Below are 25,006 nucleotides of genomic sequence, written 5' to 3'. Positions count from 1 at the left end.
CCTCGATTTCGGCGAGCCGACACTTGCGAGCGGCGGGCGGCAATGCCACACTCGACGGCGAAATGGCTCACGACCGGACTGTCTCGGCGCGCGGCGACACCCCCTCAGGGGTGAAGGCCGTGCTCGGGCCGACGAATACGGGCAAGACCCACCTCGCCATCGAACGCATGTGCGCCCATTCGAGCGGCGCGATCGGCTTTCCGCTGCGGCTGCTGGCACGCGAGGTCTATGACCGGGTCTGCGCGATCAAGGGCGAGAACAACGTCGCGCTGATCACCGGCGAGGAGCGCATCGAACCCAGGCACGCGCGCTACCTGCTGTGCACGGTCGAGGCCATGCCGGTAACAGATCGCAGTCTCGCCTTCGTTGCCATAGACGAGGCGCAGCTCGGCGCCGACCGCGAACGCGGCCATGTCTTCACCGATCGCCTGCTGCACGCGCGCGGCCGCGAGGAGACGATGATTCTCGGCGCCTCCACCCTGGAGCCGATGGTCCGGGCGCTCGTGCCCGAGGCGGAGATCATCACCCGGCCGCGCTTCTCCACGCTGAGTCATGCCGGAGCCAGGAAACTCTCGCGCATTCCGCCACGAAGCGCCATCGTCGCTTTCTCGGCCGAACAGGTCTATGCGATCGCCGAAATGCTGCGGCGCTTTCGCGGCGGCGCGGCGGTGGTCATGGGCGCATTGAGCCCGCAGACGCGCAATGCGCAGGTCCAGCTCTACCAGTCGGGCGAAGTCGACTACCTCGTCGCCACCGACGCCATCGGCATGGGCCTCAACCTCGATGTCGAACATGTCGCCTTCGCCGGCCTCTCCAAGTTCGACGGCGTGCGCCAGCGCCGCCTGACCACGGCGGAGATGGCGCAGATCGCGGGCCGCGCCGGGCGTCACCAGACGGACGGGACGTTCGGCACGCTGACCGGCTCGGGCAGTCACGATTCCGACTTCGACCCGGAAGAAGTCTACGCGATCGAGGAACACCGCTTCCCGCCGCTGACGAGGCTGTTCTGGCGCGAGCCGGAGCCACGCTTCGATTCCATTGCCACCCTGATCGAGGACCTCGAGACACCGCCGGAGCGGCCCGAACTGGGTCCCGCGCCCGAGGCGATCGACCTGGCCGTGCTCAGGCGGCTGGCCGAGGAACCGCAGGCCATCGATACGGTCCACGGCCCGGCCATGGTCGAGCGCTTCTGGGAAGTCTGCCGCCTGCCCGACTTTCGCCAGCAGGGCGCGGAAACTCACGCGCGCTTCGTCGCGCGCCTCTGGCAGGACCTGCGCGGCGGCGAACTCGGCGCGGATTACGTCGCCAACGCGATCTCGCAGCTCGATCGAACCGCCGGCGACATCGACACGCTGCAAGGCCGCATCGCCGCGATCCGCTCATGGGCCTATATCGCCCAGCGCCCGGACTGGGTCCTGGCGCGCGACGAAATGGCGGCGCGCGCCCGCGCGGTGGAGGCGCGGCTTTCCGATGCCCTGCACGGCAAGCTCACCGAACGCTTCATCAACCGCCGGACCGCCGTGCTCATGAAGAAGCTCGGACCCGACACCGGCCTGCTCTCGGTACGCATGGAAGACGAGGAAGTGCTGGTCGAGGGCGAGCATATCGGCAGCCTGCGCGGCTTTGCCTTCCACGTCGACCCCGCCGCGCGCCTGAGCGACCGCAAGTTGCTGCTGGCCGCGGCGGAAAGGCATCTCGCCTCGCTCCTGCAGGCGCGGGCCGACGCGCTGGTCGAGGCGATACACGCGGGAACGGCACAGATCACATCCGATCGCGGCACGCTAGCGTGGGACGGAGGACGTCTCGCCGTGCTGGCGCCGGGCCGTTCGCTGCTCTCGCCGCTGCTCGTTCCCGACCGCACGCTCGATGCCATCCCCGGCCCATCGCGCAAGGCGCTCGTCGCGGCGCTGGAGGCCTGGCTCGATACCGCGCTCCAGCCGCTCGCCCCGCTGCGCAAGCTCGACGAGGCGAGCCGGTCCGAGGAAGCGGGACCGGATCTGCGGGCCCTGCTGATCGCACTGGTCGAAGCCGGCGGCATGACGTCACGCGAGGCTTCGGGTGTCGATCGGCTCGACAAGCAACGGCGCATGATGCTGGCCCGGCTCGGCGTGCGCGTGGGTGCGCTCGATGTCTTCGTACCGGTCATGCTGAGGCCCGCTCCGATCGCGCTCTGGCGAGAATTGGCCCGTGTGGCCGGCAAGCCTCCGGGCGGCGGGGTGCCTGCCACGGAGATGCCCCCGGCCCTGCCCGCAAGGCGGGAGCAGCGTCCCCCCGGCTATCGCGGCCTGGGCAAGCAGCTCGTGCGGCTGGATATGGCCGAAAAGCTGCTGCGCGAGGCGCATGAGGCGCGCGGGGCGCGGGGCGGAAAGGCCAGCTTCGCGCTCGATCCGGCCAAAGCCGTCTCGATGGGCCTGACGACCGAGAGCTATGCCCGGCTTCTGCGCCTTGCCGGGTTTCAGCCGATCGCCCCGCGCGCCTTGGCGCACGAAGCCCATGGACCACCGGCGCCGACCCGCTGGCGCTGGCGTCCCCCGCGCCGGCAGGCCGGGGACGTCCGGCCGAAGCCGGTCCGCAAGGACGGCGCCTTCGCGGCGCTGGCGGACATGGTGCGCGGTTGAGCGGGCGGCGGGGATGAGCGAGGCGGCATGAGGATCGACAAGCTTCTCTGGTATCTGCGCCTCGCGAAGACCCGCGTCATCGCCCAGGGGATAGCCGAGGAGGGGCACATGCGCATCAATGGCCGCCGCGTGGAGCGCGCCCACCAGAAGGTTTGCGCAGGCGACGTGCTGACGGTGCCGGCCCGCTCGGGCGTTCGCGTGATCGAGATCGTGGCGCTGCCGGGCAGGCGCGGACCCGCTCCGGAGGCGCAGTCCTGTTACAGAGTGCTTGACGGCGGGGCCGCTGATCCCATAGCAGCGACCATCCGTAATGATGCCTGAGAAAGGGAATTCGCAGCCATGACCTATGTCGTCACCGACGCCTGCATCCGGTGCAAGTACATGGATTGCGTCGAAGTCTGCCCCGTGGACTGCTTCTACGAGGGTGAGAACATGCTGGTCATCAACCCCAGCGAATGCATCGATTGCGGCGTGTGCGAACCCGAATGCCCCGCGGAAGCCATTCTGCCCGATACCGAAAACGGTCTTGAGCAGTGGCTGGAGCTCAACACCAAGTACTCGGCGGAATGGCCCAATCTCACGTCGAAGAAGGATTCGCCGGATGACGCCGACGAGTTCAAGAACGTGGACGGCAAGTTCGAAAAGTACTTCTCGCCCGAACCCGGCGAAGGCGACTGACCCTTGCCTGCCCGGAGGCGATTGCCTCCGAACGGACATTTTCCCAGCACACCTCGACACGCTCCTGCGTGCCGGGCGTGGTGCGTTAGCGTAAACATTCGCTGACCTCTGGTAATTATGTCACATCCATGCTATATAATCGGCCGACTGCCCGGGCATTGCCTGTTTGGCAGGTGTTTCCATTGCGAGGCAGGGTTCGAAAGCAAACGGTTGGGGGAGTGATCTGACCGGGTGGCGGAGGCGGCTGAACGCCTCCTAGTCGCACCACCACGGTATCTCCCGCCGCGGATATGACAAACGAACCTGCAGGTGAAAGGACGATACATGGCAACCAAGGCCGAAGCCTTCGATGTTGGAGATTACGTTGTTTACCCCAAGCATGGGGTGGGCCGTGTCGTCGAGTTGCAGAAGCAGGAAATTGCCGGGATGCAGCTCGAGCTATACGTGCTGCGTTTCGAGAAAGAGCGCATGACACTGCGCGTTCCGGTCAACAAGGTTGAATCGATCGGCATGCGCAAGCTGTCTTCGGACAAGACCCTGCGCGAGGCGCTCGACACGCTCAAGGGCAAGCCGAAGGTCAAGCGCACCATGTGGTCGCGCCGTGCCCAGGAATACGAAGCCAAGATCAACTCGGGCGATCTCGTCTCGATCGCCGAGGTGACCCGCGATCTGTTCCGCGCCGACGACCAGCCGGAGCAGAGCTACTCGGAACGGCAGATCTTCGAAGCGGCCTCTTCGCGTCTCGCGCGCGAACTCGCGGCCATGGAAAAGACCGACGAGCCGGCGGCGCTGCAGAAGATCCTGGCGATCCTCAACGAGTACGCGCCCAAGTACTACGAGAGCGCCGAAACCGTCTGACCGGCGGCTTCGCCGCCATCGAGAGGGGCTGCTTCCGAAAAGGTCGCGGCCCCTTTCTCGTTTTTTCAGGCACGCATTCATTGCGATGAAACATTTCCCGTGACAGGGTCCGCCCCGATGATGCCACGCGCCCTGCCCCTCGCGGTCCTCGCCCTTGCCGCAGCCCCTGTGCTCTCCGGCTGTATCTCAACCGTCGCAAAGGTCGCCACCGCGCCCGTTCGCGTGGCCGGCAAGGGGGTCGACATGATGACCACCAGCCAGTCCGAGGCCGACGAGAAGCGGGGCCGCGAAATCCGCAAGCGCGAGGAACGTCTGGGCAAGCTGCAACGCCAGCACGACAGGCATATGCGCGAGTGCAACGAGGGCGACAGCCGCTCGTGCCTGAAGGCCCGCGACGACTACGCCGAGATCCAGCAGCTCATGCCCTCGGTGCCTTACGAACCGAGGTGAGCGCGGCGCCTAGAGTGATTTCGAAGCAGGTGGAACCGCCTGCTGACTCGGAAATCACGGTAAAACAAATGCATAGAGTGTCGGCTTTGATGCAATCAAAGTCGGAAACACTCTAGGATGCGGCGCGGCGCAGCCGGTCGTTGATCGCGGCGCCGATGCCCTCCTCGGGAACCGGCGCAACCGCAATCCTCGGGCGGGGAGAAGCGGCTCCCTCGTGAAGCAAGGCGTAGAGCCGCGACGCCGCCTCGGTCAGATCCCCGGAGGCCGACAACGTCGCATCGCCCGCGACGCTTCCGAAGCCTATGTGAAATTCGTCCGCTTCGGCCGTGACGGCCCCGAGCCGAACCGGCTTGCCCGGCGCGTAGTGACTCGCAAGCTGCCCCGGCGCTTCGATGGCCTGTGACGTCACGGCGTCGCTTGCGCATCCGAGAACTTCGGAAATCCGCGCCTCGGTTACGGGACCGGGGCGCAGTATCTGCCAGCGTCCGCCATCGCGCAGGGCGACGATCGTCGACTCCAGCCCCGCCTCGCAGACGCCGCCGTCAATCACTGCGTCAACGTTAGCGCCGAGCGATGCCGCCACATGCGCGGCACTCGTGGGACTGACGCCGCCGCTGCGGTTGGCCGAGGGGGCCGCCAACGGCAGGCCGGCCTTGCCGATCACCGCGCGCATCACTGGATGCGCGGGGCAACGCAGCGCCACTGTCGGCAGACCGGCGGTCACGGCCGGGGCAATCGGCGCGCCGGGACGCAGCGGAAGCACCAGGGTCAGCGCCCCGGGCCAGAACCGTTCCGCGAGCCGCAGGGCGCGATCATCGAATTCAGCAAGGCGGCGCGCTGAAGGCAGATCGGCGACGTGAACGATCAGCGGATTGAAGCTCGGCCGCCCTTTCGTCCGGTAGATCGCCGCGACGGACTCGTCCCGGTCGGCACGGGCGGCAAGGCCATAGACGGTCTCCGTGGGCACGGCGACCAGCTTTCCCTCGCGCAGCAGCCGCACGGCTTCCCCTACCCCCACCGAATCGGCGGGCAGCAGCGTCGGGCCGCTTGCCGGTCCATGTTCGCTGGAATGGTCCATGGAGCGCCGCTATAGCCGGAAACGCAAAATGCCAAGGAAAAGCGCCCGGCGGGACAGCCCGGCGATGAGCAGCCTTGGTTTCCCGTCCCTCTGCCTGCGAAGATCACTCATGACGAACCCTGACCTGCTTGCCCGCATCGCCAACGCTCTGGAGCGCCTTGCACCGCCGCCGGCGCCCACGACCGACTGGCTCGCTCACCCGGCCTATGTCTGGACCGGCAGCAGCGCCCGCGCCGTGTCGCACCTCGAAGCGCCGGAACTGGACCTGCTTCGGGGAATCGACGACCAGAAGGAACGCGTCGTCACCAATGTCGCCCGCCTGGCCGCCGGCCATGCCGCGCATGACATGCTGCTCTGGGGCGCACGCGGCATGGGCAAGTCCGCGCTCCTGCGCGCCGCGATCCGCGCAGCGCAGCAGAGCCATGCCGGCCGCATCGCCCTCGTGCAGGTGGCGCAGGAAGCGCTCTCGGGCGTCGCCGGGCTTTTCACCACGCTGGGGAATATCGACCGGCACTTCCTCGTCTTCGTGGACGACCTCGGCTTCGAGGAGAGCGAGACCAGCGGCCCGCGCCTGCTGCGCTCCTGGCTGGAGGGCGGGGTCGAGGCCCGCCCGGCCAACGTGCGCCTGGCGGTGACCTCGAACCGCAGGGCGATCGTCGCGCGCTCGATGTCGGAGCAGGACGACCCGATAAACCCTCGCGACGTGGTGGACGACCGGCTTGCGCTGGCCGATCGTTTCGGCCTCTCGATCGGCTTTCACAACTGCGATCAGGACGCCTACCTCGCCATCATCGAGGGCTATGCCACGCAATTCGGCCTGGCATGGGAAACCGGCGACGCGCTCGAATGGTCACGCCGCCGCGGTGCGCGTTCGGGCCGGGTGGCCTGGCAATATGTCAACGAACTGGCAGGCCGTACGGGCAAGGCGCTCTGACCGGCCCGATCAGTCCTCCATCATCGCGCGCAAGAGATCCTCGGGCTTGAGCTGCGTCGGATCCTTGATCTCGGTCAGCGGCTTGAGCTGTTCGGTCTCGACCTTCCCGGGCGCCGGCGACGGCTCGGCGCCCGGCGCCCACACCCGCCAGATCACGCCTGCGGTGTCATCGCTGACGAGCAGGCCGCCTGTCCGGTCCCAGGCCACCCAGGTCGGTCGGCCATGGGTCGAACCGTCAGTGAGGAAGCTGCCGAGTACGGGCACGGGCTTCACGTCCCGGGGATTACCGTTGTCGTCGAAAGGCACGAACACGACATCGTAGCCGACCGCGGGACGGCGGTTCCACGAACCGTGCCGGGCGATGAAGGTGCCATTGGCGAAGCGCGGCCCCATGCGCTGGCCGCCTTCGGCAAATACCAGCCCAAGCGCCGAGGCATGAGCGCCCAGGGCATATTCGGGCTTACGGGTATAATCGCCCATGCCGTACTGCATCGGCCACTCGACGCGGTCGTCGTAGATGTTCTTCCAGTAGATCCAGGGCCAGCCGTACTGCACCCCCACCGGCACGTTGGTGAGATAATCGGGCACGAGATCGGGCCCGAGCATGTCGCGCTCCTGCACCGTGGCCCACAGTTCCCCGGTGGAGGGATTCCAGCCCATGCCGTTGGGATTGCGCATGCCGGCAGCGAACTGGCGGCGATTGCCGGTATCGGTGTCGATCTCCCAGATCGCCGCGCGGCCCGCCTCTGCCGCCATGCCGTCGTCGGCGATGTTCGTGGCCGAACCGACCGCGACGTAGAGCTGCTTGCCATCGCCGCTCAGCAGCAGGTTGCGCATCCAGTGGTTGCCCCCCGGCGGCAGGTCCATCAGCTTTTTAGGCGTACCCTCCAACTGCGTTGCGCCCGGCTCGAACGTGAACTGGAGCACGGCATCGTGATTGGCGATGTAGAGCTTGCCCTCGCCATAGGCCATTCCCGAGGGCGAGCGCATGTCTGCCGTCCGGAAATCGAAGCGCTGTTCGGCCTTGCCGTCGCCATCGACATCGCGCAGCAGCACGATCCGGTCCGGCGAAGGCCCGCCCGCGCCAACCCGGTCCATCATCCATTTCATCACGGCGCCCGTGATACCCTGCGGCTTGCTCCCGGCAGGTGCATTGGTCTCGGCCACGAGCACATCGCCGTTGGGCAGCGTCAGCATGGTGCGGGGGTGGTCGAGCCCCTCGGCGAACCGCGCCACAGCAAGACCCTCTGCGGCCTTCGGCGTCTGATCGCCCTCCCATCCGATGGTCCTGGGCAGGCTCACGCTGGGGATCCATTGCGGGTCCGGATCGACAAGCGTCGGCTCCTTGCCGGTGGTGGCGTCGCCGGGCAGGTCGGAACTGTTGGAGTATTGCGCCCAGGCAATCACGCCGATGATGACCAGGACGATTACGGCGAGGACCGCCAGGGCCCTGAGAAGGATCGATCGCATGCCGAGCGAAATACGCGTTCGCCGCCTATGCGGCAACCTCGCGTTGGGCTAACGCCGATCCATGTTCGACTTCGCTCCCGATCCCGATCTCGAGAAGCCCGTCCTCTACAGCGCGCTGGCCCGCGCGGCGCAGGCCCTTGTCGACGGCGAACGCGATTCGGTAGCCAACATGGCAAACCTGGCGGCGGTGATCTGGCAGTTCGTGCCGGACCTCAACTGGGCGGGATTTTACCGCGCCATCGGCGACGAGCTGGTGCTCGGCCCTTTCATCGGCAAGCCGGCCTGCATCCGCATACCCTTCGGGCGCGGGGTATGCGGCACAGCCGCTGCCAGCGGCGCTGCGCAGATTGTGCCCGACGTCCACGCCTTCCCCGGCCACATCGCCTGCGATGCTGAGACCCGGTCGGAACTGGTCGTGCCGATTGTGTCCGGCGGCAGGGTCATCGCGGTGATCGATCTCGACAGCCCGACACCGGGGCGGTTCGACGACGAGGACGCAAGCGGCATGCAACTGGTGGCGCAAGTCGCCGCCATGGCAATCTAGGCCGCACCATCCCTCCGGCATTGCGCCGAATCGGGACACCGCGCACGACCACGCCTTCAGGCGCTTGGTTTTCCGCACCTTACGATGCTAAATTTCGCGTTAACTGACAGGACTTACCCGTCCGTTCTCGCGAAAGGCCAATCCGGATGCGTCTTCCCCTCCTGACCGCCGTTGCCACGGCAACGGTTCTGACCGCCCAGCCGGCGCTCGCCCATGACGGCTACGGCGCCGAGCCGGCGTTTCATCGCAGCGACATGCGCTACGGCTTCGATCCGGCTGCTCGCGAGGCCTGGCTGGCCGATTGCCGTCACCGCCTTTCCGCTCGCGATTCGGGCCTGGGCAGCGCCGTGATCGGTGGGGTCGTGGGCGGACTGGCGGGCAACCGGATCGCCGGCTCGGGTAACCGCGCTGTCGGCACAATCGCGGGAGCGGCGGTCGGCGCGGCCGCGGGCGCGGCAATCGACAAGGCCGAGGACGCGAACCGCAACCGCGACGAATGCGAGGCCTACCTCGACGATTACTACGCGCGCTATACCCATGGCGGCTACTACCCCGCCCATGGCTACGCGCAGGGCCATGGCTATCCGCAGGGTTACGGCTATCCCGCCGCGGGCTGTTGCATGGCCGCCCGACCGGTAATGATGGTTCCCGTCGCCCGGGCCGAGCCCGAATGCACCGAGACCATCGAATACGTTTACGAAGACGTCCCGGCACGCCCGGCGCCGAGCAGGCGGTACATTCCCAGGCCGAGCAAGATCGTCCCGGACAAGCGCGTTCCGATCAAATAGACCGGCGCGAGATGCAAGCACGCCGCCGCAGGCCTGCGTTCTGCGGCGTCGCGAAATATCCGTTATAATTCAGTGTATTATATGGAACCGCCGGTCAAACGCTGACAGATCAGGTCCAACTGGTCCAGCGTGCCGTATTTGATCGTCACCGTGCCGGATTTGGGATCGGCATCGGCGTTGATCTTCACCGGCAGGCCAAGGCATTCCTCAAGTTGGCTCTGCACGGCAGCGATATCGGCATCGTCCGACGCGCTGCGAGCCGTGCGGGCGCGGCGCGGCGCGGTTTCGCCGCGCGCCTTCTTGCGCACTAGTTTCTCTACGTCCCGCACGGACATCTGCCGGGCGACGGCAGTCCCGGCAATCTCGGCAGCATCATCGCAACCGATCAGCGCGCGGGCATGACCCATCGAGAGATCACCCTTCTCGACCATGCCGATCACATCGTCGGGTAGTGCAAGCAGGCGCTGGAAATTCGCGACATGGCTGCGGCTCTTGTCGACCATCTGCGCGATCTCGGCCTGGGTCATGCCCTCAAGCTCGGCGAGGCGACTGTAGGCGCGCGCCTCTTCGATCGGGTTGAGATCCTCACGCTGGAGATTTTCGATCAACGCCAGAGCCATCACTTCGCGCTCGGTGAGATTGCGCACCAGCGCGGGAATCTCGTGCAGCTGCGCCTTCTGCGCCGCGCGCCAACGCCGTTCGCCAGCGACGAGCTGGTAGCGGCCATTGTCCATGGGGCGAACGATGATGGGCTGGATCACCCCGCGCTGCGCGATCGACGCCGCCAGTTCGTCCAGCGCCTCCTCGTCGAAAATGCGGCGCGGCTGATCGGGATGCGGCGTTATGTCAGCGACCGCGAGCGAGGCCAGGTCCCCTGCCCTCGGCGCGGCGTTTGCATCGCCCTGATCTGCCGAATGGGCAACGGGTTCCTCCCGGCGCGATTCGCCGAGCAGCGCACCGAGCCCCCGGCCGAGACCCTTGGGCTTCTGCCGGGCCGGCCTGGGCGCGTTGCCGTATTCGGCCGTGGGTAAGCTGATACGGACAATCGATTCGTCACTCATGCCGCTTTCCTCTTCTCGGGCAGTCGGGTGATCAGTTCCCTGGCCAGCGCCATGTATGCGCGGCTGCCGGCGCAGGCGTGATCGTAGATCAGCGCCGGGACGCCGTGGCTGGGCGCTTCGGAGAGCCGGACATTGCGGGGGATCGTGGTTTCGAACACCAGCTGACCCAGGCACGACCGTACGTCTTCGGAGACCTGATCGGTGAGACGGTTGCGGCGGTCGAACATGGTAAGCGCGATGCCGATGATGCCCAGATCGGGGTTGAACCGCTGCTGCACCCGCTCGACCGTCTGGAGAAGCTGGCTCAGCCCTTCAAGCGCGAAGAACTCGCACTGCAGCGGCACCAGCAGGGTATCGGCGGCCGTCAGCGCATTGAGCGTGAGCAGGCCGAGCGAAGGCGGGCAGTCGATAAGGCAGACGTCGTAGCCGATGTCCTTGCGCAGCGCCTGCTGGAGACGGTGCGCGCGATCATCGGCGCCGACGAGTTCGACTTCGGCCCCCGAAAGGTCAACCGTTGCCGGGAGAATATCGAGGCCCGGAATGCTCGTGGGCATGACGCATCCTTCGATCGCCGCCTGGTCGACCAGCACATCATAGGAGGAATATTCCCGCGCCGATGCCGAAACGCCGACTCCCGTGGAGGCATTTCCCTGGGGATCGATATCGATGAGCAGGGTCTTCCAGCCGGTCGCAGCAAGAGCCGTGGCGACATTGATCGCCGTGGTGGTCTTGCCGACGCCTCCCTTCTGGTTGGCAATCGCGATTCGGATCACTTGGCCTTACCCTTCCTGCCGGCGAGGGTGCCGACAATAATGCCTGCTTGCGGGTCCGTAAGAGACTGTTCCACGTGGAACACATGCCGCCACTTGCGAAGGTCATCCAATTCTTGCTGTGCCGAACGCCCTTTGGGCAACAGCCAGACCGTGTCAGCTGTGGAAAATCGCGCGGATAACACCAGCAAGCGCTCCAAAGGGGCAAATGCGCGTGCTGAAATGACACTCGCCGGACGGGATTCGACCATTTCGACCCTCTGGCCGACGACCCTCGCCCTTTCGAGCCCCATGGCGATTCTCGCCCGGTCCAGCCAATCGATTCGGCGCTTTCGCGATTCGACCATGAGAACTTCGCATTCGGGGCGCAGCGCAGCGATCACGAGACCAGGAAAGCCCGCCCCGGTGCCGAGGTCCATCCATGGAAGCGTGGTTCCACGTGGAACCTGCGGAAGAAGCTGGGCGCTGTCCGCGATATGCCTGAGCCAGACCTCGTCGAGACTTGCGGCCGAGACGAGATTCTGCCGCGCATTCTCCTCCCGCAGCATCGCGACCAGCAACTCCAGCCGCGCCATGGCGGCCGCGTCGCACTCGGGCAGGTTCAGCAGCCATGCCCGCGCTTCATCCTCGGTCGCAATCAAGCAGCCACCCGCCGCGCATGGACCAGAAGCGCCGCGAGCGCCGCAGGGGTGATGCCGGGAACCCGCCCGGCGGCAGAGAGCGTTTCGGGGCGCGCGCGCGTCAGGCGCTCCACCATTTCGCGCGAAAGCCCCGGAATATCGGCGTAGGGAAAATCCTCGGGCAGCGGCAGGGCTTCACTCGCCCGAAGCTCGCGCAGCTCGCGCTCTTGGCGTTCAAGATAGGGAGCATAGGCCGCGTCCTCCGCGACCTCCTCCGCGAGTGTCCCGTCCGCCAGCAGCTCAGGCGCGATCCATGGTGAAAGATTCTGCAGGTCCACCCCGCCGAAACGCAGCCACTCCCGGATCGGCAGGCGCCCGGCATCGGTGCGCACAGGCAGGCCGGCGGCCGCAAGCTCACCGGCCGATACCGGCCTGTCAAAAGCCGTGCCGAGCGCAGCCCTGCTCTCCTCCCGCCCCGCGAACCACGCCTGCCGCGCCGGACCGACAGCGCCGATGGAAAGCGCCAGCGGTGTGAGGCGCGTCGTGGCGTTGTTCGCCCGAAGGCGAAGACGATATTCGGCGCGCGCCGTCAGCATCCGGTAAGGCTCGCTCACGCCATGCAGCGTCAGATCGTCGATCATCACCGCCATATAGCTGTTCGCCCGATCGAGCGCGGCCGTTTCGCGGCCAAGCACTTTGGCGGCCGCGTGCATGCCCGCGACGAGCCCTTGCGCGGCCGCTTCCTCGTAGCCGGTCGTGCCGTTGATCTGGCCTGCGCAATAGAGACCCGGAATGTCGCGCAGCTCGAGACTGGTGCGCAGCGCGCGCGGATCGACGTGATCGTACTCGACGGCATAGCCCGGCACGACCATTTCGACCGCCTCAAGCCCCTCCATCGTGCGAAGCATCTCGAGCTGGACATCCGCCGGCAGCGACGTGCTGATACCGTTGGGATAGACGAGGTGGGTGTCCAACCCTTCGGGCTCGAGGAAGACCTGGTGCCCGTCACGGTCCGCGAAGCGGTGGATCTTGTCCTCGATCGACGGACAGTAGCGCGGGCCCTGTGCTGCGATCGCGCCGCTGAAAAGCGGCGAGCGATGGAGGTTCGCGCGGATGACGTCGTGGCTGCGCGCGTTGGTCCGCGTGATCGCGCAGAAGACCTGCGGGTTCGCGCGGCGCCCGCCCATTGCGGACATGGTCCACGCCTCGTCATCCGAAGGCTGCTCGCCCAGGCGCGACCAGTCGATCGTACGCCCGTCGAGGCGCGGCGGCGTTCCCGTCTTCAGCCGCGCCATGGGCAAGTCCGCCTCGCGCATCTGTGCCGCCAGCTTCTGCGCCGAGGCCTCGCCGATGCGCCCACCCACGATCCGTTCCTCGCCCCTGAACAGGGTGCCGCCGAGGAATGTGCCCGTACACAAGACCACCCCGCCGGCGCCAAGGCGAGTGCCATCCGCCAGTTCGATGCCCGCCGCCCTGCCCCCGTCGAGAACCAGCGCCGAGGCCTCGCCGGCGATCAGCGTCAGGTCGCCCTGCGTCTTGAGAAGACGATGGATCGCTGCCTTGAACAGCCGCCGATCGGCCTGCACGCGCGGGCCGTGAACGGCGCTGCCTTTCGAGCGATTGAGCATGCGATAGTGGATTGCGGCCGCGTCCGCTGCTCGGGCAATGAGTCCATCGAAGGCGTCGACCTCGCGCACGAGATGGCCTTTGCCCAGACCGCCAATCGCCGGGTTGCAGCTCATGGCGCCGACGGCCTCGATGTCGAAACTGACCAGCGCGGCGCGCGCGCCCATACGGGCGGCCACGGCGGCCGCCTCGCAGCCGGCATGGCCGCCGCCAATCACAATCACGTCGAAGAACTGCATCGCGTGCGCTTACTCCAGCGCGGGATTCGCGTCAAAGCACTTGCAGTGTTTCACGTGAAACAGACGCCGGTTACTTGCCGATACAGAAGCGGCCGAACAGCGCGTCGAGCATGTCTTCCGTGGTCGTCCGGCCGATCAGCGCGTCGAATGCCACCCGTGCCAGGCGCAGGGCTTCGGCCGCCAGGAGCGGATCGGTCTCGCGTCCGGCGGCGGCCACCGCGGTCGCGGCCTCGCCGATCAGTGCGTGTTGCCGGCGATTGAGCGCGGCTTCACCCGGACGCGGCATCATTGTCGCCGCCGTCGCCACCAGATCGCTTCGCAGACGGTCAAGCCCTTCTCCCGTCAAGGCCGAAACCCGGTGGCGCGGGTCGCGTTTGGGCAGGCTGTCGGCGCGGTCGCTTTGCGCGGCGATCTCCCATGCCCCCTGCGGGCCTTCGCCGTCGGGTCCGAGCCAGAGGACCAGATCGGCTTCAGCGAGTGCCGCCCTTGCCCGCGAGATGCCGATCACTTCGATTTCATCCCCCGCCTCGTCGCGGAGCCCTGCGGTATCGGCAAAGACAAACGGCATGCCGTCAAGGGCGACCGCGCGGGTCAGGACATCGCGCGTGGTTCCGGCAAGCGGCGCCGTAATGGCCGCCTCATCCTCTACGAGCGCGTTGAACAGGGTGCTCTTCCCCGCATTGGGCGGACCGGCAAGGACGACCCGAAAGCCCTCCTTCAGCCGCTCCGCGCGGGGGCGCGTGAGCCATTCCGAAAGTTCCACGTGGAACATCGCAAGGTTGCGGTTGAAGCCGGGGGGAAGCTCGGACACGTCGTCCTCGTCCCCGAAGTCGAGTACCGCCTCCACTGCCGCCGACGCCGCCAGAACCCGCTCTCGCCATGCCTCGACCTGGCCGGAGAAGCTTCCCTCGGCCATCGCCAGCGCGCTGCGGCGCTGGAGTTCGGTCTCGGCGGAAAGCAGATCGGCCAGCCCTTCGGCCTCAGCCAGATCGATGCGGCCGTTTGCAAAGGCGCGCCGGGTAAACTCCCCGGGAGTTGCGCGGCGCAACTTCGGCAACCCCGCAAGCGCGTGCTCGACCGTCGTGACGACCGCCCGTCCGCCATGGAGGTGGAATTCCGCGAGGTCCTCGCCCGTCGCCGTATTCGGACCGGGAAACCAGAGGACCAGCCCGCGGTCGAGAACGCCGCCTTCGGCATCGCGCAATGTGCGGACGCTCGCGCGTCGCGGTGACGGCAAAGTCCCGGCCAATGAAGTAATCGCGGCGCCCGCTTGAGGGCCGCTCACGCGCAGCACCGCGAGCGCTGCCGGCGGAGGACCACTCGAAAGCGCAAAAATCGTGTCGGTCATGGAAATTCCATGCCCTGCGGGACGGACCGAGGAAAGAGGCTATTCGCCTTCCTTCTTGGACTTGCTTTTCCCGGCACCGCTCATCGCCATTTGCGCGCCGCTTTCGAACATCTGCTGGAACAGCTTCAGGCCGAACTGGCCCACCGGAGCGATCTGCTTTGCCACGTCATTGAGCTGCTCGAAGCTGCCGACACCCTGCATGGCGTTGGTGATGGCGTCGACGTAGACTTCGTTGGCCTTGGTGACATCAGGCAAGCCCAGAAAACGTCGGGCCTCTTCCGGAGAGCATTCCACCTCGACATTGACCTTCATGCGGGCCTCCCTTGCAAATTTTGCGTATCATAGCTGACACATGCGCTTGGCAAAGTCCATCGTCCGTGCCTAACTCCACGGGACAACGGCCAACCAGGAGAGTTCCATGACCACCACAAACACCGAAATCCCCGCGCTGGACGGTGACGGCAAGATTCCGGCCTATGTCGTGAAGCCTGAAGGAACGCCACGCGGCGCGATCATCGTCCAGCAGGAAATCTTCGGTGTGGATGCCGGCATCCGCAAGAAGGCGGACGGCTGGGCAAGCAAGGGCTACTTCGCGGTCGCGCCCGACACATTCTGGCGTCAGCAGCCCGGCATCGAATTCGATCCCGACAAGCCCGAGGAATTCCAGAAAGCGGTCGGCTACATGATGAAGCATGATTTCGATCTCGGGATCCGCGACATCGAAGCGGTGATCCACTGGGTGCAACGCGAGATGGGCGTGCCCAAGGTGGGCCTCGTCGGGTTCTGCATGGGCGGCAAGATCGCCTACATGGCCGCGGCGCGAACCGACATCGATGCCTCGGTCGGATACTATGGCGTGGGCATCGACCAGATGCTCAATGAAAAGCACGCGATTGCCCGGCCGCTCCTGCTGCACGTGCCTACCGCCGACGGCTTCGTCCCGCCCGAGGCGCAGAAAGCGATGCACGAAGGCCTCGACGACCATCCCAAGGTGACGATCTACGACTATGAAGGCCTCGACCACGGCTTTGCCGCCGAGCTCGGTTCCCGACGCGACGACGCGGCCGCCAGTCTGGCGGACGAGCGGACCGTCGCCTTCCTGGCGGAACATGTAGGCTGATTGCGCGATCAGGCTTGTCGCAGCGGGCGCCGGTAACCGCCCGCTGCACTCGCACCGTCAGGTTACCATCGGTGATACAGAGACCCATGACATGACCACCGGTTACAGGATGATTTCGCCTCGTCATGGCGGGCCCGAAGTGATCGAACGGGAGGACTTCGAAGTGCCCTCCCCCGGCCGGGGTGAAGTATTGATCGAAAATGACGCGGTCGGGCTGAACTTCATCGACACGTACTATCGCAAGGGCCTCTATCCCGACCCCCTGCCGATCCGACTGGGATCCGAAAGCGTCGGGCGGATCATCGCGGTGGGCGAGGAAGCAGGTGACCTTGCTGTCGGCGACCGCATCGGCTGCACGCAAAACGGCGGCGCCTACGCCACCCACCGTATCGTCCGGGCCGATGCGGCCATTCGCATTCCCGAAGGAATTGCACCGGAGATTGCCGCTGCCGTCCTGCTCAAGGGCCTTACCGCCTGCTATCTGGCCGAGGATACCTTTCCGGCCCGGGCAGGACACGTTGCGCTCGTTCACGCGGCCGCGGGGGGCGTGGGTTCGCTGCTGGTGCCGTGGTTGCTCGACAAGGGCGTTACGGTCATCGCCCACTCCGGCTCGCCCGAAAAGGCCGAAACCGTGCCGGGCATTCACAGTTTGTCATGCAGTTTCAATGACTTGGAAAGTTTCGTCAGGGAGATCACCGGTGGCGCGATGTGTCATGTCGTCTATGACGGCGTTGGCGCGGCAAGCTGGGAAACGTCGCTGGCCTGCCTGCGACCGCGCGGCATGATGGTCAGCTACGGCAATGCCTCGGGCGCCGTGCCGCCCATCACCCTGCTCGACCTGATGCGCGCCGGTTCGCTCTATGTCACACGGCCCACGCTCACCGACTATATCGCGACACCGGAGATGCTGGCGGCCAATGCAGCCAAACTGTTCGACCGCATTGGCAGCAGCGTACTCAAACCGCAAATCGGAGCCAGGTTTACACTGACCGAGGCCGCCGAAGCCCATCGCGCGCTGGAAAACCGCGCGACGACGGGCTCGACAATCCTTATCCCCTAAAACAGCGAGCTGATGCCGAGCGCCGGGTCCACCCAGCCCTCATAGATCATCTTCAGTGCGACATAGACGATCACGGCAAGCCCGAGATAGGCGATCCACCGGTAGCGCTCGATGTAGCGTGCGATGAAATTCGCCGCGATCCCCATGAGAAGGACGGAAAGCAGCAGGCCTACGATCAGGATGCCCGGATGGTCGCGTGCCGCTCCGGCAACCGCGAGCACGTTGTCGAGGCTCATCGAAACGTCCGCGACGGCTACCGCCCACGCGGCCCCTGCAAAAGTCTTCGCCGAGTGAAGACCGCTGTGTTCGTCACCCTGGACTTCGGGCGAACCCGTGCTCTCCTGACCACCATGGTGAAGTTCGCGCCAGAATTTCCAGGCGACCCAGAGCAGCAGCAGGCCGCCGGCGAAGATCAATCCGACAATCCCGAGCAGCCAACTCACCGTCAGGGCAAAGACAATACGCAAGGCGAGCGCCGCGCCGATGCCGATGAGAATGACCTTCTTGCGATCGGCAGCAGGAAGCCCCGCCGCCAGCGCGCCCACGACGATCGCGTTGTCGCCCGCAAGCAGGAGGTCGATCATCAGCACCTGACCGAACGCCGCCAGGGCCGCCGGTTCGGTAATGTTCGAAAAGTCGTTGACGATGTGCTGCCAGATCTCGGCAGGCCCGCCCAGCGAAGCGCCGGCGGCCAATGTCACAAGAATACTCAAGACGATGTGCCCCGTTTACTGGTTCATGGTCGCGAAGAAGTCCTCGTTGGTCTTGGAGTCCTTGATCTTGTCCAGCAAGAACTCCATCGCGTCGATGGTTCCCATCTGCATGAGAATCCGGCGAAGCACCCACATCTTGCTGAGCTGGTCCTTGGCCACCAGCAGTTCTTCCTTGCGCGTACCGGACTTGCCGACATCGAGCGCCGGGAAAATGCGCTTGTCGGCCACCTTGCGGTCGAGCACGATCTCCGAGTTGCCGGTGCCCTTGAACTCTTCGAAGATGACTTCGTCCATGCGGCTGCCGGTGTCGATCAGCGCGGTGGCAATGATCGAAAGCGAGCCGCCCTCCTCAATGTTGCGCGCGGCACCGAAGAAGCGCTTGGGCCGCTGCAGGGCGTTGGCATCGACACCGCCGGTCAGCACCTTGCCCGAGCTGGGAACGACGGTGTTGTAGGCGCGGCCAAGACGCGTGATCGAGTCGAGCAGGATCACCACGTCGCGCTTGTGCTCGACGAGCCGCTTGGCCTTCTCGATCACCATTTCGGCAACCTGGACGTGGCGGCTGGCAGGCTCGTCGAAAGTCGAGGAGATGACTTCGCCCTTCACCGAGCGCTGCATGTCGGTGACTTCCTCCGGCCGTTCGTCGACGAGCAGGACAAGGAGGAAGACTTCCGGGTGGTTGTCCGTGATGGCCTTGGCCATATTCTGGAGCAGCACGGTCTTGCCGGTACGCGGCGGGGCCACGATCAGCGCGCGCTGGCCCTTGCCCTGGGGGCTGATGAGATCGATCACGCGGGCCGACTTGTCCTTGACCGTGGGATCGAGGGTGTCGAGCTTGAGGCGCTGGTCCGGATAGAGCGGCGTCAGGTTGTCGAAATTGACGCGGTGACGAACGACGTCGGGATCGTCGAAGTTGACGCTGATGAGCTTGGTGATGGCAAAATAGCGCTCGCCGTCCTTGGGCGCGCGGATCTCGCCTTCGACGGTATCGCCGGTGCGCAGGCCCCATTTGCGGACCTGGTTGGGCGAAACGTAGATATCGTCGGGGCCGGCGAGATAATTCGCCTGAGGGCTGCGCAGAAAGCCGAAGCCATCGGTAAGGACCTCAATGGTGCCCTGGCCGACGATCTCCTCGCCGTCCTCGGCAACCTCCTTGAGGATACCGAACATCAGATCCTGGCGGCGCATGGTCGAGGCGCCTTCGACACCCATTTCTTCGGCCATCTCGACGAGTTCAGCCGGGGTCTTCTTCTTGAGTTCTTTCAGATGCATCTTGTATGGATTCCGGATGGAAAAATGAGAAAGGCCGGCGGATCGATGGGCTTGGGGAAAGCAGATCCGGACTGACGAACGGACGTCGCAGCACAATGCCGGAACACCGTCCAGATAAGCGCTGGACGGCATGGGGTCAACGCATCACGTGCAAGCGGCGAACAAACCGGGACAGCGCGCGCTGTTTGCGCGGCGGACGGCCGCCGGCGAGCAGCGAAGGTTCAGAAGGGCTTGACGACGGCAAGCACCACTATGACCGCGACGGCCAGTCCCGGTACCTCGTTGAGCAGGCGCAGTTTCTTGCCGGTGAGCGGACGCTGGCCTTTCGCCAGCTTCTTGCCGTAGCTCACCAGCCAGCCATGATAGGCGGAAAGCCCCAGCACGAAGAGCAGCTTGGCGTGAAGCCATCCGGAACTCCAGAATCCCATGGCCGTGGCAAGCGCGATACCAAAGACCCAGACCATGATCAGCGAGGGTGTGAGGATGATCTTGCGCAGTTTGTTCTCGCGATCGATCCACCGGGTTTCCTCCTCGGAACCGGCCGGCGCTTCCTGGTGATAGACGTAGTAACGCGGCAGCATGAACAGGCCCGCCATCCAGAAAATCACGAAGATAACATGACCCGCTTTCAGCCAAAGGTAGGTGGTCTGCAAAATCTGCTCCATGCGTCAACTGCGGCGCGAAAGCCGCGCCCTCCTCATTAGTCAGACATACGCCAGACGCTGCCAGGCGCGAACGGTCGACAGCAGTTGCTCGACATGCGCGATCGGTGTGTACTGACCGATGCCATGGCCGAGGTTGAATACGTGGGGACGCGCGGCAAAGGCATCAAGCACCGCAAGCGTCTGGCGTTCCAGTTCATTCCCGCCGGAAAGCAGCAGCAGGGGATCGAGATTGCCCTGCACCGGCATGTTCGCGGGAAGCTCGCGCGCGGCCCAGAGCGGATCGATCGTCTCGTCTATGCCGACCGCGTCCACGCCCGTCTCGCGCGCATAGGCCGCCAGCTTCTCACCCGCGCCCTTCGGAAAGCCGATGATCGGCGTGTCCGGGTGGCGGGTCCGCACCTGCTCGACAATCCGCGCATTGGGCGCCACCACCCATTTCTCGAACTGCGCCGGGGCAAGACTGCCGGCCCAGGAATCGAAAAGCTGGATGGCTTCGGCGCCGGCTTCGATCTGGCCGCAGAGATATTCCACCGTGACGGCAACGATCCCGTCGACGATCGTCTGGAAGGCCGCAGGGTCACGATAGGCCATGGCGCGCGTCTCGTGCTGGTCGCGGCTCCCCTCGCCGGCGACCATGTACGTCGCGACGGTCCAGGCGCTTCCTGCAAAGCCCAACAGGGTCTTGTCGGGATCGAGGAGGCCGCGGACCTTCGCAACAGTTTCATAGATGGGGGCAAGCCTTTCGGGCACGGCCACCAGCGCGTCCAGTGCATGATCGACAAGGCGCGGCGTCAGCTTCGGCCCTTCGCCCGTAAGGAATTGCAGGTCCTGACCCATGGCGTAAGGAACGATCAGGATATCGGAGAAGAGGATCGCGCCGTCGAAGCCGAAACGGCGGATCGGCTGAAGCGTTATCTCGGCCGCTGCATCGCTATCGTAGACCAGCGCGAGAAAGCCTCCCTTGCTGGCCCTCAGCTCCCGGTACTCGGGAAGGTAGCGGCCTGCCTGCCGCATGAGCCAGACAGGACGGGAGCTCGTGTTCTCACCGCGCAGTGTGTTCAGGAGAAGGCCGGGCATCGCGATTCACGTCCAATCAAAATAATTGAAGATTTTATAATAGGATGATGGAGTCTGTTGGTCCTGTGGATAGCGGGGACAGTGGCCCAATGCCTGATTTGTCCCGGCATGAACAGGGTGAAGTGCGCACCCGAATCCGGTTGGAGTCACGGTCAAGCAATCCTTTTGCGCCTTATCCCCAGGCTGTGGAACGCAGTCTCGCCCTGTCCACAAGTCGCCAGCTGGATTCAGGAGGATGGGGACGGAATCGACTGCGCGAGTTGTCACCGGAATGCTCCCGTGGTTTATGCCGGTGCATATCCACAGGCCGCCCGCAAGGACCTTCGCGAGACCCGTTTCATGGCGCGATTTCATCTCCACCTCTTATCGGATTCCACCGGCGAGACGCTGGAGATGATTGCCAAGGCCGCACTTGCCCAGTTCGACGACAGCGACGTGCTTCGCCATTTCTGGCCGATGGTCCGCTCGCAGCAGCACCTCGACCGGATCATGGGCGAGATTGCGGCCAACCCCGGGCTTGTCTTCTTCACGCTGGTCAACGAGGAAACACGCAGCCGGCTCGAGGAGCGCTGCCATTCGCTGGGGCTGCCTGCCCTTGCCGTGCTCGATGGCGTCACCGATGCGCTCGAGGCGCATCTGGGGCAGGAGGCGAAGGGCCGTCCGGGTCGGCAGCACCGGCTCGACGAAGCCTACTTCGCGCGCGTCGACGCCATCCAGTATACCATTGCCCATGACGACGGCATGGCGTGGGAGGACTGGGAGGAAGCCGACATCGTTCTGGCCGGTGTTTCGCGCACCTCGAAGACACCAACCGGCATTTATCTCGCAAATCGGGGCTACAAGGTCGCCAATATTCCGATCGTCGTGGAAAGTCCCCCGCCCACGGCCCTGTTCGGCTTGCGCCACCCGATGGTCGTGGGTCTGACCACGGCGCCCGAACGTCTGATCCAGGTCCGTCGCAATCGCCTGCTTTCGCTGAGCCAGTCCCCCGATACCGATTATGTCCAGGCCGAGAAGGTGGAGAGCGAAGTCAAGTTCGCGCGTCGTATCTTCGCGGACAATTCCTGGCCGGTCATCGATGTCACACGCCGTTCGATCGAGGAGACGGCGGCAGCGATCATCAATCTTTACAATGAGCGCAAGGCTGCCGGCGCGAAGGATCCCATAGGCGCGAAGCCGATCTGAAATTGCGGAAAAACAAGCACAAAAATGATCATTCTCGCATCCCAAAGCGCCTCGCGTCGCGCCATGCTCGAGGCGGCGGCCATTCCTTTTCGCACGCAGCCGGCCCGCATCGACGAACGCGGGATAGAGGCCGAACTTGGCGCCGCACCGCCGGACGAAGTGGCGCTGGCCCTCGCAAAGGCAAAAGCAATCGCGGTCTCGCAAAAGGCGCCGGGCGAACTGGTGCTGGGAAGCGATTCGCTCGTCACTTGCGAAGGGTTTCGCTTCGACAAGCCCGATACGCGCGAGGCCGCGACGGAGCACTTGCGCTTCTTCTCCGGCAAGGCGATGAAGCTGCACAGCGCCGCCGCACTGGCGCGCGAGGGTGAAGTGATCTGGTCTGGTAGCGGGCTTGCGGAACTGCATGTGGCTGCCCTGTCCGACACGTTCATCGGGGAATATCTCGATGCCGAATGGCCCGAAGTGGCAGGCTGCGTCGGCGTGTTCCGTTTCGAAGGGCGCGGGGTACAGCTGTTCGAAAAGGTCGAAGGCGACTATTTCACCATCCTCGGAATGCCGCTACTCAAGGTCCAGGCGGCGCTGCGCAATCTGGGAGCCATGAAACAGTGAACCTCTCGCCGCCGGGGACACGCTTCGCCGAAGTGATCGGCGATCCCATTGCCCAGTCGAAATCGCCGGCGATCCATACGTTCTGGCTGGAGAAGCTCGGCATCGCGGCGCGCTATGACCGCTGTCTTGTGCTATCCCACGAACTTGCCGATTACCTCGCCCGTCGTCGCACGAACGATGACTGGCGCGGGTGCAACGTCACCATGCCGCACAAGCAGACGATCATTCCCATGCTCGACCGGCTCGATCCTCTCGCGACGCGTATTGGCGCGGTGAATACGGTGATCGGAGAGGCTGACGGGACCTTGAGCGGTTTCAACACCGATGCGCTGGGGTTCCTCGAGCCGCTGCGCGAACGGCTCGGCAAGCCGCACCTGTTTCGCATGGCCCGCGTTCTCGGCACAGGCGGCGCGGCTCGGGCAATCGTGGCCGCGCTTGCCGCCGAAGGTTTCGTGATTGTCCTGGCGGGCCGCGACCCCGAAAAGGCGCGCGCCCTTCTCGAGGAGCTCGCGCCCGGGCCGGATCACCACGCCGTCGACATCCGGCATTTCGCAGAGCCGACCGATTTTGCCTTCGACGATCGCGCCGGTTGTCTGGATCTGGTCGTCAACGCCAGTCCGCTGGGCATGACCGGACAGCCTTCGCTCGATCTCGATTTCAGTCACGTCCCGCCCGCCAGCGTGGTCTATGACATCGTCACCAGCCCGCTGGAGACGCCGTTGCTCAGGCAGGCGCGCGATTCCGGGCTAGAGACGGTGGACGGTCTTTCCATGCTGATCGGCCAGGCGGCGGTCGCTTTCGAGCTTTTCTTCGGCCAGTCCCCACCGCGCGACTCGGACGCGGAGTTGCGGGAGATCCTGCTCAAATGAACGCGACCCGGCCACGGATTCTCGGACTCACCGGTTCGATCGGCATGGGCAAGTCGACCGTGGCGCAGATGCTGCGCGATATGGGGGTTCCGGTATTCGACGCGGACGCGGCGGTGCACGAGCTGCAGGGTCCGGGCGGGGCACTGCTTCCCGCGATCGAGGAAGCCTTTCCCGGCACCACGGGATCGCAGGGAGTCGACCGTGCCAGGCTCGGCGCGGCGGTGTTCGGCGACAGGGACAGACTCGCCCTGCTTGAGGCCATCGTCCATCCCGCGGTCGCCGACATACGCCGGAAATTCCTTGCGGAAAATGATAATAAGCCATTGATTGTAATGGATATTCCTCTTCTTTACGAAAAAGGCGGGGGACAGGGCCTGGACGCCGTGGCCGTCGTGTCCGCCCCGGCGGAAATGCAGCGCGAACGCGTCCTGGCAAGGCCGGGCATGACCGCGGAAAAGTTCGAGCAGATCCTTTCGCTTCAGGTTCCCGATGCGGAAAAACGGGCGCGCGCCGATTTCGTGATCGACACCGGCACCAGCCTTGCCGCTACGCGCGATCAGGTGGCCGGTATCGTGGCCGCGTTGGGTAGCGCATAATTTCCACTCACAGGCCTTGCGTACCGGGCCTGGCAGGCAGATATGAAAAGTGATGAGAGAGATCATCTTCGATACCGAAACGACGGGCTTCGACCCCAAGAACGGTGACCGGATGGTCGAGATCGGTTGCATGGAAATGGTCAACCGGGTGCTGACTGGTCGCACCTTTCACGCTTATTTCAATCCGCAGCGGACAATGCCCGCCGAGGCCGAGGCGGTGCATGGGCTTTCCGACGCGTTCCTTGCCGACAAGCCGCTCTTTTCCGAACGCGCCGGAGAATTCCTCGACTTCATCGAGGACAGCCCGATGGTGGCCCACAACGCCGGGTTCGACTTCGCCTTCATCAATTTCGAACTGACGTGCTGCGACCATCCGGAAGTCGACCGTCAGCGGATGGTCGACACGGTGGCGCTCGCCAAGATCCGTCATCCGGGTGCCAAGCTTTCGCTCGACGCGCTCTGCACACGCTACGGGATCGATCGCAGCCATCGCACGAAACACGGCGCCCTGCTCGACGCCGAGCTGCTGGCGCAGGTCTACGTCGAACTTCGCGGAGGCCGCCAGATCGGCCTCGAACTTTGCACCGAATCCGTCGAGATCGTGGCGCAAACGAAGGTCCTCGAACGAAAGGAGAGGCCTTTCCGCCAACCGCGTACCCACGCGGCCACCGACGCGGAGCTTGCTGCTCACGCGGAGTTTCTCAAGTCGGTCGATACCCCGCTTTGGGGTGCCTGAACTTCAATATGAGGAGAATACG

27 protein-coding genes are annotated in these 25,006 nt (G+C 65.1%); 15 read left to right on the top strand and 12 right to left on the bottom strand.

Features of this window, described 5'->3' with window-relative positions; genetic code table 11:
- Window positions 1-62 precede the first annotated feature (62 nt).
- From IEX32_RS11885 to IEX32_RS11865, 5 genes are all read left to right on the top strand, one after another.
- Window positions 63-2,618 carry a helicase-related protein gene (locus tag IEX32_RS11885; RefSeq protein ID WP_188771772.1) on the top strand — a complete coding sequence of 852 codons (2,556 nt, stop codon included), beginning with the start codon at window positions 63-65 and terminating at the stop codon, window positions 2,616-2,618.
- 27 nt (window positions 2,619-2,645) lie between these two features.
- Window positions 2,646-2,939, top strand: a complete 294-nt coding sequence (locus IEX32_RS11880; RefSeq protein ID WP_188771744.1) for an RNA-binding S4 domain-containing protein — start codon at window positions 2,646-2,648, stop codon at window positions 2,937-2,939.
- Between the two features lie 18 nt (window positions 2,940-2,957).
- Window positions 2,958-3,296: a ferredoxin FdxA gene (fdxA, locus tag IEX32_RS11875; protein ID WP_188771743.1), complete on the top strand. Its 339-nt coding sequence runs from the start codon at window positions 2,958-2,960 to the stop codon at window positions 3,294-3,296.
- A 324-nt stretch (window positions 3,297-3,620) separates the two neighbouring features.
- Window positions 3,621-4,154 (top strand): CarD family transcriptional regulator, encoded by a 534-nt coding sequence (locus tag IEX32_RS11870; RefSeq protein WP_188771742.1) that lies wholly within the window; start codon window positions 3,621-3,623, stop codon window positions 4,152-4,154.
- Window positions 4,155-4,271: 117 nt separating this feature from the next.
- Window positions 4,272-4,604, top strand: coding sequence for a DUF6726 family protein (locus IEX32_RS11865; protein ID WP_188771741.1), 333 nt, complete (start codon window positions 4,272-4,274; stop codon window positions 4,602-4,604).
- 112 nt (window positions 4,605-4,716) lie between these two features.
- Here IEX32_RS11865 and IEX32_RS11860 read toward each other — a convergent pair whose 3' ends face one another.
- Window positions 4,717-5,682 (bottom strand): L-threonylcarbamoyladenylate synthase, encoded by a 966-nt coding sequence (locus IEX32_RS11860; protein ID WP_188771740.1) that lies wholly within the window; start codon window positions 5,680-5,682, stop codon window positions 4,717-4,719.
- A gap of 109 nt (window positions 5,683-5,791) precedes the next feature.
- On the opposite strand from IEX32_RS11860, the gene IEX32_RS11855 reads away from it, so the two are divergent.
- Window positions 5,792-6,616: a DUF815 domain-containing protein gene (locus IEX32_RS11855; protein WP_188771739.1), complete on the top strand. Its 825-nt coding sequence runs from the start codon at window positions 5,792-5,794 to the stop codon at window positions 6,614-6,616.
- A 9-nt stretch (window positions 6,617-6,625) separates the two neighbouring features.
- Here the strand turns inward: IEX32_RS11855 and IEX32_RS11850 are convergent, their stop codons facing one another.
- Window positions 6,626-8,086, bottom strand: a complete 1,461-nt coding sequence (locus IEX32_RS11850) for a PQQ-dependent sugar dehydrogenase (RefSeq protein WP_188771738.1) — start codon at window positions 8,084-8,086, stop codon at window positions 6,626-6,628.
- Window positions 8,087-8,147: 61 nt separating this feature from the next.
- Between IEX32_RS11850 and msrC the strand changes: the two genes are divergently transcribed.
- Both msrC and IEX32_RS11840 read left to right on the top strand, forming a co-directional pair.
- Window positions 8,148-8,630: a free L-methionine (R)-S-oxide reductase MsrC gene (gene msrC / locus IEX32_RS11845; RefSeq protein ID WP_188771737.1), complete on the top strand. Its 483-nt coding sequence runs from the start codon at window positions 8,148-8,150 to the stop codon at window positions 8,628-8,630.
- Window positions 8,631-8,776: 146 nt separating this feature from the next.
- A complete protein-coding gene (locus IEX32_RS11840; RefSeq protein ID WP_188771736.1) occupies window positions 8,777-9,418 on the top strand; it encodes a glycine zipper 2TM domain-containing protein in 642 nt (213 codons plus the stop codon).
- A 77-nt stretch (window positions 9,419-9,495) separates the two neighbouring features.
- Here IEX32_RS11840 and IEX32_RS11835 read toward each other — a convergent pair whose 3' ends face one another.
- The 6 genes from IEX32_RS11835 to IEX32_RS11810 form a co-directional block, all read right to left on the bottom strand.
- Window positions 9,496-10,479 carry a ParB/RepB/Spo0J family partition protein gene (locus IEX32_RS11835; protein WP_188771735.1) on the bottom strand — a complete coding sequence of 328 codons (984 nt, stop codon included), beginning with the start codon at window positions 10,477-10,479 and terminating at the stop codon, window positions 9,496-9,498.
- Window positions 10,476-11,252: a ParA family protein gene (locus tag IEX32_RS11830; RefSeq protein ID WP_188771734.1), complete on the bottom strand. Its 777-nt coding sequence runs from the start codon at window positions 11,250-11,252 to the stop codon at window positions 10,476-10,478. Before IEX32_RS11830 ends, IEX32_RS11835 begins: the two co-directional genes overlap by 4 nt.
- The gene (rsmG, locus tag IEX32_RS11825) at window positions 11,249-11,890 is read right to left on the bottom strand and encodes a 16S rRNA (guanine(527)-N(7))-methyltransferase RsmG (RefSeq protein WP_188771733.1); all 642 of its coding nucleotides are present in this window, start codon (window positions 11,888-11,890) and stop codon (window positions 11,249-11,251) included. Before rsmG ends, IEX32_RS11830 begins: the two co-directional genes overlap by 4 nt.
- Window positions 11,887-13,734 (bottom strand): tRNA uridine-5-carboxymethylaminomethyl(34) synthesis enzyme MnmG, encoded by a 1,848-nt coding sequence (gene mnmG / locus IEX32_RS11820; RefSeq protein ID WP_188771732.1) that lies wholly within the window; start codon window positions 13,732-13,734, stop codon window positions 11,887-11,889. Before mnmG ends, rsmG begins: the two co-directional genes overlap by 4 nt.
- 70 nt (window positions 13,735-13,804) lie before the next feature.
- The gene (mnmE, locus tag IEX32_RS11815) at window positions 13,805-15,082 is read right to left on the bottom strand and encodes a tRNA uridine-5-carboxymethylaminomethyl(34) synthesis GTPase MnmE (RefSeq protein ID WP_188771731.1); all 1,278 of its coding nucleotides are present in this window, start codon (window positions 15,080-15,082) and stop codon (window positions 13,805-13,807) included.
- Between the two features lie 39 nt (window positions 15,083-15,121).
- On the bottom strand, window positions 15,122-15,394 hold the full coding sequence (locus IEX32_RS11810) for a DUF6489 family protein (RefSeq protein WP_188771730.1): 273 nt from the start codon (window positions 15,392-15,394) through the stop codon (window positions 15,122-15,124).
- 106 nt (window positions 15,395-15,500) lie between these two features.
- Between IEX32_RS11810 and IEX32_RS11805 the strand changes: the two genes are divergently transcribed.
- Window positions 15,501-16,202 carry a dienelactone hydrolase family protein gene (locus tag IEX32_RS11805; RefSeq protein WP_188771729.1) on the top strand — a complete coding sequence of 234 codons (702 nt, stop codon included), beginning with the start codon at window positions 15,501-15,503 and terminating at the stop codon, window positions 16,200-16,202.
- Between the two features lie 91 nt (window positions 16,203-16,293).
- Entirely contained in the window at window positions 16,294-17,262 is a 969-nt protein-coding gene (locus tag IEX32_RS11800; RefSeq protein ID WP_188771728.1) for a quinone oxidoreductase family protein, read from the top strand.
- Here the strand turns inward: IEX32_RS11800 and IEX32_RS11795 are convergent.
- The 4 genes from IEX32_RS11795 to hemE form a co-directional block, all read right to left on the bottom strand.
- Window positions 17,259-17,975, bottom strand: coding sequence for a YjbE family putative metal transport protein (locus IEX32_RS11795; protein WP_188771727.1), 717 nt, complete (start codon window positions 17,973-17,975; stop codon window positions 17,259-17,261). The two genes, IEX32_RS11800 and IEX32_RS11795, sit on opposite strands and share 4 nt — an antisense overlap.
- A 15-nt stretch (window positions 17,976-17,990) precedes the next feature.
- Window positions 17,991-19,247, bottom strand: a complete 1,257-nt coding sequence (rho, locus tag IEX32_RS11790) for a transcription termination factor Rho (protein ID WP_188771726.1) — start codon at window positions 19,245-19,247, stop codon at window positions 17,991-17,993.
- 221 nt (window positions 19,248-19,468) lie between these two features.
- Entirely contained in the window at window positions 19,469-19,912 is a 444-nt protein-coding gene (locus IEX32_RS11785) for a CopD family protein (protein WP_188771725.1), read from the bottom strand.
- 39 nt (window positions 19,913-19,951) lie between these two features.
- Complete coding sequence (hemE, locus tag IEX32_RS11780) at window positions 19,952-20,989, bottom strand: uroporphyrinogen decarboxylase (RefSeq protein ID WP_188771724.1); 1,038 nt, start codon at window positions 20,987-20,989, stop codon at window positions 19,952-19,954.
- 339 nt (window positions 20,990-21,328) lie between these two features.
- On the opposite strand from hemE, the gene IEX32_RS11775 reads away from it, so the two are divergent.
- From IEX32_RS11775 to dnaQ, 5 genes are read left to right on the top strand one after another with little or no spacing between them, the layout of a single operon-like run.
- Complete coding sequence (locus tag IEX32_RS11775; RefSeq protein WP_188771771.1) at window positions 21,329-22,174, top strand: pyruvate, water dikinase regulatory protein; 846 nt, start codon at window positions 21,329-21,331, stop codon at window positions 22,172-22,174.
- A 24-nt stretch (window positions 22,175-22,198) separates the two neighbouring features.
- A complete protein-coding gene (locus IEX32_RS11770; RefSeq protein ID WP_188771723.1) occupies window positions 22,199-22,783 on the top strand; it encodes a Maf family protein in 585 nt (194 codons plus the stop codon).
- Window positions 22,780-23,652, top strand: a complete 873-nt coding sequence (locus IEX32_RS11765; RefSeq protein WP_188771722.1) for a shikimate dehydrogenase family protein — start codon at window positions 22,780-22,782, stop codon at window positions 23,650-23,652. Before IEX32_RS11770 ends, IEX32_RS11765 begins: the two co-directional genes overlap by 4 nt.
- Window positions 23,649-24,248, top strand: coding sequence for a dephospho-CoA kinase (gene coaE / locus IEX32_RS11760; RefSeq protein WP_188771721.1), 600 nt, complete (start codon window positions 23,649-23,651; stop codon window positions 24,246-24,248). Before IEX32_RS11765 ends, coaE begins: the two co-directional genes overlap by 4 nt.
- A 52-nt stretch (window positions 24,249-24,300) precedes the next feature.
- Complete coding sequence (dnaQ, locus tag IEX32_RS11755) at window positions 24,301-24,984, top strand: DNA polymerase III subunit epsilon (protein ID WP_188771719.1); 684 nt, start codon at window positions 24,301-24,303, stop codon at window positions 24,982-24,984.
- Window positions 24,985-25,006 lie beyond the last annotated feature (22 nt).

It is taken from the genome of Novosphingobium endophyticum, assembly GCF_014640675.1.
Taxonomy (GTDB): domain Bacteria; phylum Pseudomonadota; class Alphaproteobacteria; order Sphingomonadales; family Sphingomonadaceae; genus Novosphingobium; species Novosphingobium endophyticum.
Note: the sequence above shows the minus strand (reverse complement) of the source record. Positions and strands in the feature narration are given on the sequence as shown.

Bases quoted from the DNA above. Each gene is read 5' to 3' on its own strand.
- IEX32_RS11885 (WP_188771772.1), top strand. From the start codon at position 63: ATGGCTCACGACCGGACTGTCTCGGCGCGCGGCGACACCCCCTCAGGG.
- IEX32_RS11880 (WP_188771744.1), top strand. From the start codon at position 2,646: ATGAGGATCGACAAGCTTCTCTGGTATCTGCGCCTCGCGAAGACCCGC.
- fdxA (WP_188771743.1), top strand. From the start codon at position 2,958: ATGACCTATGTCGTCACCGACGCCTGCATCCGGTGCAAGTACATGGAT.
- IEX32_RS11870 (WP_188771742.1), top strand. From the start codon at position 3,621: ATGGCAACCAAGGCCGAAGCCTTCGATGTTGGAGATTACGTTGTTTAC.
- IEX32_RS11865 (WP_188771741.1), top strand. From the start codon at position 4,272: ATGATGCCACGCGCCCTGCCCCTCGCGGTCCTCGCCCTTGCCGCAGCC.
- IEX32_RS11860 (WP_188771740.1), bottom strand. From the start codon at position 5,682: ATGGACCATTCCAGCGAACATGGACCGGCAAGCGGCCCGACGCTGCTG.
- IEX32_RS11855 (WP_188771739.1), top strand. From the start codon at position 5,792: ATGACGAACCCTGACCTGCTTGCCCGCATCGCCAACGCTCTGGAGCGC.
- IEX32_RS11850 (WP_188771738.1), bottom strand. From the start codon at position 8,086: ATGCGATCGATCCTTCTCAGGGCCCTGGCGGTCCTCGCCGTAATCGTC.
- msrC (WP_188771737.1), top strand. From the start codon at position 8,148: ATGTTCGACTTCGCTCCCGATCCCGATCTCGAGAAGCCCGTCCTCTAC.
- IEX32_RS11840 (WP_188771736.1), top strand. From the start codon at position 8,777: ATGCGTCTTCCCCTCCTGACCGCCGTTGCCACGGCAACGGTTCTGACC.
- IEX32_RS11835 (WP_188771735.1), bottom strand. From the start codon at position 10,479: ATGAGTGACGAATCGATTGTCCGTATCAGCTTACCCACGGCCGAATAC.
- mnmG (WP_188771732.1), bottom strand. From the start codon at position 13,734: ATGCAGTTCTTCGACGTGATTGTGATTGGCGGCGGCCATGCCGGCTGC.
- mnmE (WP_188771731.1), bottom strand. From the start codon at position 15,082: ATGACCGACACGATTTTTGCGCTTTCGAGTGGTCCTCCGCCGGCAGCG.
- IEX32_RS11810 (WP_188771730.1), bottom strand. From the start codon at position 15,394: ATGAAGGTCAATGTCGAGGTGGAATGCTCTCCGGAAGAGGCCCGACGT.
- IEX32_RS11805 (WP_188771729.1), top strand. From the start codon at position 15,501: ATGACCACCACAAACACCGAAATCCCCGCGCTGGACGGTGACGGCAAG.
- IEX32_RS11800 (WP_188771728.1), top strand. From the start codon at position 16,294: ATGACCACCGGTTACAGGATGATTTCGCCTCGTCATGGCGGGCCCGAA.
- rho (WP_188771726.1), bottom strand. From the start codon at position 19,247: ATGCATCTGAAAGAACTCAAGAAGAAGACCCCGGCTGAACTCGTCGAG.
- IEX32_RS11785 (WP_188771725.1), bottom strand. From the start codon at position 19,912: ATGGAGCAGATTTTGCAGACCACCTACCTTTGGCTGAAAGCGGGTCAT.
- hemE (WP_188771724.1), bottom strand. From the start codon at position 20,989: ATGCCCGGCCTTCTCCTGAACACACTGCGCGGTGAGAACACGAGCTCC.
- IEX32_RS11775 (WP_188771771.1), top strand. From the start codon at position 21,329: ATGGCGCGATTTCATCTCCACCTCTTATCGGATTCCACCGGCGAGACG.
- IEX32_RS11770 (WP_188771723.1), top strand. From the start codon at position 22,199: ATGATCATTCTCGCATCCCAAAGCGCCTCGCGTCGCGCCATGCTCGAG.
- coaE (WP_188771721.1), top strand. From the start codon at position 23,649: ATGAACGCGACCCGGCCACGGATTCTCGGACTCACCGGTTCGATCGGC.
- dnaQ (WP_188771719.1), top strand. From the start codon at position 24,301: ATGAGAGAGATCATCTTCGATACCGAAACGACGGGCTTCGACCCCAAG.